Annotated in this window: 2 protein-coding genes; both read right to left on the bottom strand. The window is 67.9% G+C overall.

The window, feature by feature from the left end; genetic code table 11:
- The coding region (locus tag AC1DOC_RS34305) for an ACP S-malonyltransferase (RefSeq protein WP_478131657.1) at positions 1 to 368 on the bottom strand (368 nt) is incomplete at its 3' end.
- A 52-nt stretch (positions 369 to 420) separates the two neighbouring features.
- The coding region (locus tag AC1DOC_RS34310) for a beta-ketoacyl-ACP synthase III (protein WP_478131658.1) at positions 421 to 1208 on the bottom strand (788 nt) is incomplete at its 5' end.

The following is a 1208-nucleotide window of genomic DNA, read 5'->3' on the forward strand; positions in this document are numbered from 1 at the left end:
GCCTGCTGCATGGCCCGGGCGCGAAAACGCACCAGTGGCGCGGCCTGCGCGAGCGTCAGCACGCCGGACGCAACCAGCGCCGAATATTCACCGAGCGAATGTCCCGCCACCACCGACGGGGTGGGCCCGCCTTCGGCCAGCCAGGCGCGCCACGCGGCGACGCCAGCCACAAGCATCACCGGCTGGGTGTTGGTGGTCAGCGCCAGTTCTTCCTTCGGGCCGTTCTTGATCAGCCCGCCGATGTCTTCGCCCAGCGCTTCGGAGGCTTCGCGCAGGGTTTCGGCCACGGCCGGGTGATCGCCCCAGGCATCGAGCATGCCGACGGCCTGGGAGCCCTGGCCCGGGAAGACAAAAGCAAAGGATTTCATTTTGATCAAAAGCGTCGTGTCGCATCGCAGCCCGAAGGGGCATCGCCATGCACTACAGATTCAATAGCACCGCGCCCCAGGTGAAGCCGCCGCCCACGCCTTCCAGCATGACGGTTTCGCCCTTCTTCACCTTGCCGGACCGCACGGCCTCGTCGAGCGCCAGCGGAATCGAGGCGGCCGAGGTGTTGCCATGCTCGTTGACGGTGACGATGAGCTTTTCGCGCGGAAGCTTCAGCTTCTTGGCCGTGCCTTCCATGATGCGGATGTTGGCCTGGTGCGGAATGAGCCAGTCGATGTCGGCCTCGGTCTTGCCCGCCTTTGCGAGCGTGGCACGCGCGGCGTCCTCGAGCACGCGCACCGCGAGCTTGAACACGGCCTGTCCGTCCATGTGCAGCAGCGGCGTGCCCAGCACGTTGCCGCCGGAGACGTGGCCCGGCACGCAAAGGATGCCGACGTGCTTGCCGTCCGCGTGCAGGTCGCTCGCCAGGATGCCCGGCTCCTCGCTGGACTCGAGCACCACGGCGCCGGCGCCGTCGCCGAACAGCACGCAGGTGGTGCGGTCGTTGAAATCGAGGATGCGCGAGAACACTTCGGCGCCCACCACCAGCGCGCAGCGCGCGGTGCCGGTGCGGATCATCGCGTCGGCCACGGTCAGCGCATAGACGAAGCCGCTGCAGACCGCCTGGACGTCGAAGGCCGGGCAGCCGGCCACGCCGAGCTTGTTCTGGAGGATGGCCGCCGACGACGGAAACACCATGTCCGGCGTCGAGGTCGCGACGATGATCAGGTCGATGTCTTCGGCCTTGCGGCCCGCGGCTTCGAGTGCGTGCCTCGCGGCCT

The sequence above is a fragment of the Variovorax sp. 01T439_2 genome, from assembly GCF_056398445.1.